This is a genomic window from Aminobacter sp. J41, assembly GCF_000526635.1.
Taxonomy (GTDB): Bacteria; Pseudomonadota; Alphaproteobacteria; order Rhizobiales; family Rhizobiaceae; genus Aerobium.
In genome coordinates, this window is sequence record NZ_JAGL01000078.1 from 1 (window position 1) to 3,609 (window position 3,609).

Consider the following 3,609-nt stretch of genomic DNA (forward strand, 5'->3'; position numbering starts at 1 on the left):
GCTGGCGGGAAGCTGCGCTTCCCTGGCCGAGGTAGCTCCTCGTCCTGCGGACCATAACCTGAAGGTCGTTGGTTCAAATCCAACCCCCGCAACCACCGATACCGACAAACCCGTCGCACCCGCGGCGGGTTTTGTCATTTTACCAGCCTTTCCAATGGCTTGCCGCTCCGTCCATTCGAGGATCGTGCGCAGTTCGCCATGCAGCGTGGCGTAGAGTTCCCCCCGTTCCGGGCCGGGAGTGAGCACGATCTTCTCGATGAGCATGCGCAGGACATCGGCGGCTTGCTGGCGCTCTTCGGGGCGATTCAGGGCGGCAGTGAGCCGGGTGACCTTCCCGGCGTAGATCGCTGCTGCGCTCGGCAGAATGTCGGGGGAGTCTTCCGGGGCTTCGGCGAGAAGTGTAGTCAGCTCCGCCCTGCGCGCCTCCAGCGCATCCATCTTCTCCTTCATCGACAGATGATACATGCCGTCTGCAATGGCTTCGACGATCTGCTCGATCTGTCTGGCAACCTTGCCCAGTTCGACTTTCCATGCTTCGCTGTTGGAGCGGCGTTCCCTGTTCAGACGGTTCGTCTCTTCAGCGTAGGCACGTATTGCCTCCCCTACCATCTCGGGCGACATCATCCGCTCCTACAGGCCGGTCAGCACGCGGGCGTCGAGTTCTGTGCGTGGGATCGTGCGACCGTTTGTACAGGTGCCCTTGCTGATGTGGTTCGAGCAGGCGAAGCGATCGGCCCCGCGAAGTGAGTAGGGGCCTCCGCAACAGCCGCAGAACACCAGGCCGGACAGCAGCGACTTCGGACGCCGCGCGCCGTTCAGCCGATTCTTCTTGTGATGCGCGCGGACGGCTTCAGTGACATTGGCGAACTTCTCGGCGATCTCGCCCTGACGCGTGCGGACGGCCTGCCAGAGCTGGTCATCGACGATCCGCAGTTCCGGCACCTCCCTGACAATCCATTCCGTCTCGGGGTTGAGCCGGGAGACTCGCTTGCCGGTTGACGGATCCTTGACGTAGCGCAGCCGGTTCCAGATCAGCCGGCCGATATAGAGTTCATTGTTGATGATGCCGGTGCCGCGCTTCACGTGGCCGCGGATGGTGGTGTCGCTCCACGGCTTGCCGTTCGGGCCGGGCACGCCTTCCTCGTTCAGCCTGCGCGCAATGCTGCGCGGGCCGACGCCAGCGGCAAACTCGTAGAAGATGCGTCGTACGACATTGGCCTCGGCCGCGTCGATCTGGCGGTCGCCCCGGATCGGGTCGCCGCGCGCATCGAGTTGTTTGACGACCCTGTAGCCATAGCAAAGCCCGCCGCCCGACTTGCCTTCCTCGACACGTCCACGGATGCCGCGGTGGGTCTTGGCAGCAAGGTCTTTGAGGAACAGCGCGTTCATCGTCCCCTTGAGGCCGACGTGCAACTCGCTGATCTCGCCCTCGGCCAGCGTGACGACAGGCACGCCGGCGAACTTCAGATGCTTGAACAGTGTCGCCACATCGGCCTGGTCGCGGCTGATCCGGTCCAGCGCCTCGGCCAATACCACGTCGAACTTTCCTGCCTGCGCGTCCTGCAACAGCATCTGAATGCCGGGCCGCAGGATCATGCTGGCCCCGGAAATCCCCGCATCCTTGTAGGTGCCAACGACCTTCCACTTCTCGCGCTTCGCCTGCTCCCGGCAAATCCGGAACTGGTCTTCAATCGACGCCTCGCGCTGGTTGTCGGAGGAATAGCGGGCATAAAGGGCGACGCGTGTCATGGGATAGCCTCCTTCAGGCAACCTTGTCGAAGCGGCTCGGCCGGATCAGCACTTCGGCCGAAATGCCCAGGTGGTTGTGCAACTGCCGGATCATCTCGATGGACAGTCCCCGCTTGCGGTTCAGGACATCGGCCACCCGATTGCGCGGGCCGATCATCGGCTCCAGGTCCCTGCGGGTCAGTCCCTGCTGCTCCATGCGGAACCGGATCGCCTCGATCGGGTCGGGCGGATCCATCGGATAGTTCTTCGCTTCATAAACCTCGATCAGCGTCGCCAGCACGTCGAGCCGGTCGCCATCCGGCGTGCCGCTCTTCGCGCCCCACAGCCGTTCCACTTCGGCAAGCGCCGCATCGTAATCCGCCTCGGTGCGGATGGGCTTCAGCTCAGTCGCCATGTCTGACCTCCGTCACGTCGATCCTGTCATATGCCTTGTGGGTGCCGATCCACTTGATCCAGACGATGGCCTTCTCGAAGTCGACCGCCACCACGAGGCGATAATCGTTGCCCTTGATGTTGAAGACGATGCGTTCGGCGCTGACGATGCTGGCCGTCGCGTAGAGCCGCTTCACATCCGCCGAACTGGTCCAGTCCGCCTTGCTGACTTCGTCGAACCAGGCATCGAGCGCGGCCTTGACCGCCGGCTGGTCCTTCTGCCCCGCGAGGCTGTCGACGAACTGCCGCAAGGTGCGGCGAGCAATGATCCTCATAGCGTACCTATATCACGGGACCAAAACGGTCACAAGAAGAATATGCGAATGCCCCGGCGCGGGTGTCGCGACGAGGCGATGACCGATGTGCGGGGCGCTCTGATCGCCTATCCGAGCGGGGCGTCCAGCGGCATGAGCCCGGCGTTCATCTCTGCGCGCTCAACCGCGTCGATGACGATATCGGCAGCTTCCGCCGTGCGGTGACGTCGCTGCGCGGCAGCCCGGAGCCAGTCATAGTGGTCGGCGCGCATCAGCACGAATTCGCGGCGGTCATGCCGGGTGATCTCCACCGGCGCTTGTCGCGCCTGATGCAGGAGTTCTTCGGGACTGCGCTGGAAAGAAATGGAATCAACAGTGGTCATGACTGCATCCTGAACAAACCCGGTGCCTGAAACCATAGGCATCACCCATCCTCGCCTGCTGGGCGCTTCTTCTGTACCCTGCGTTCCAGCGCCAGCTTGCGCTCGAACTGCTCGCGGGCGATCTGGCGGCCGAGCAGCCGGGTGAGGATCATGACCGCTTCGTCGGCGCGACTGCCGCCGTTCCGCGCCGGTTCCGACGAGGTCGGAGGTCCAAACACCTCAATGTTGATCCTGCTGCGTTTGAGCGCCATCGTCTCCAAAAATCCCATTGCCCGGAGGGGGCAGGGACCATCGAAGAACCGCTCGTGCATGAAATGAAAGCCCCGCGTCGCACCCGTGCGGCATATGGGATACTGTAGCGTATAATAAGGATGCTCTGGAATCGGGAGAACATCGCGCAATGGAGATCGACAAGGACAGGATCGACGATGCGATTCTCGCGCTGCTCTACCTGACGCTCGACGGGGACGGCCGAGCATGGAAGGGATTCGACTGGAGCGCGATGAACCGACTGCACGAGAAGGGCTTCATCGGCAATCCGGTCAACAAAGCGAAATCCGTCTGGCTTACGGACAAGGGGATCGTCAGATCGGAACAGCTTTTTCGTGAGATGTTCATGGTCCAAAGATGAGCCCCCGGATCGCTCTCCGGAAAGTGCGAAAGTATTAAGTTGCCAGCTTCAGCGTATGGCAGCAGAAGGTGACGTCCCCGGACGTGGTGTAGCTGGGTAGCGCGGCGGTCATCGGCGCTTTCCGGTAGGGTCTGGTTGCGAGACCAACCCCTTTCCGGAA

At 62.4% G+C, this 3,609-nt stretch carries 6 protein-coding genes and 1 pseudogene; 1 reads left to right on the plus strand and 6 read right to left on the minus strand.

Translation table 11 applies throughout. The features are described 5' to 3' along the window. The 6 genes and pseudogenes from L630_RS23610 to L630_RS22020 form a co-directional block, all read right to left on the minus strand. Positions 1-621, minus strand: a pseudogene (locus L630_RS23610) (recombinase family protein); the annotation flags it as partial. A 9-nt stretch (positions 622-630) separates the two neighbouring features. After that, entirely contained in the window at positions 631-1,749 is a 1,119-nt protein-coding gene (locus tag L630_RS23615) for a recombinase family protein (protein WP_246659048.1), read from the minus strand. A 13-nt stretch (positions 1,750-1,762) separates the two neighbouring features. After that, a complete protein-coding gene (locus L630_RS0120410) occupies positions 1,763-2,143 on the minus strand; it encodes a helix-turn-helix domain-containing protein (protein ID WP_024850025.1) in 381 nt (126 codons plus the stop codon). Then, on the minus strand, positions 2,133-2,456 hold the full coding sequence (locus L630_RS0120415) for a type II toxin-antitoxin system HigB family toxin (RefSeq protein ID WP_024850026.1): 324 nt from the start codon (positions 2,454-2,456) through the stop codon (positions 2,133-2,135). The genes L630_RS0120410 and L630_RS0120415 overlap by 11 nt, the downstream gene beginning before the upstream one ends. Positions 2,457-2,563: 107 nt before the next feature. Further along, a complete protein-coding gene (locus tag L630_RS0120420) occupies positions 2,564-2,818 on the minus strand; it encodes a type II toxin-antitoxin system prevent-host-death family antitoxin (RefSeq protein ID WP_024850027.1) in 255 nt (84 codons plus the stop codon). Positions 2,819-2,859: 41 nt separating this feature from the next. Beyond that, a complete protein-coding gene (locus L630_RS22020; RefSeq protein ID WP_034331201.1) occupies positions 2,860-3,069 on the minus strand; it encodes a hypothetical protein in 210 nt (69 codons plus the stop codon). 149 nt (positions 3,070-3,218) lie between these two features. Here L630_RS22020 and L630_RS0120430 point away from each other — a divergent pair, with 149 nt between their 5' ends. Further along, on the plus strand, positions 3,219-3,449 hold the full coding sequence (locus L630_RS0120430; protein WP_024850028.1) for a DUF6429 family protein: 231 nt from the start codon (positions 3,219-3,221) through the stop codon (positions 3,447-3,449). Positions 3,450-3,609: the final 160 nt, after the last annotated feature.

Bases quoted from the DNA above. Each gene is read 5' to 3' on its own strand.
- L630_RS23615 (WP_246659048.1), bottom strand. From the start codon at position 1,749: ATGACACGCGTCGCCCTTTATGCCCGCTATTCCTCCGACAACCAGCGC.
- L630_RS0120410 (WP_024850025.1), bottom strand. From the start codon at position 2,143: ATGGCGACTGAGCTGAAGCCCATCCGCACCGAGGCGGATTACGATGCG.
- L630_RS0120415 (WP_024850026.1), bottom strand. From the start codon at position 2,456: ATGAGGATCATTGCTCGCCGCACCTTGCGGCAGTTCGTCGACAGCCTC.
- L630_RS0120420 (WP_024850027.1), bottom strand. From the start codon at position 2,818: ATGACCACTGTTGATTCCATTTCTTTCCAGCGCAGTCCCGAAGAACTC.
- L630_RS22020 (WP_034331201.1), bottom strand. From the start codon at position 3,069: ATGGCGCTCAAACGCAGCAGGATCAACATTGAGGTGTTTGGACCTCCG.
- L630_RS0120430 (WP_024850028.1), top strand. From the start codon at position 3,219: ATGGAGATCGACAAGGACAGGATCGACGATGCGATTCTCGCGCTGCTC.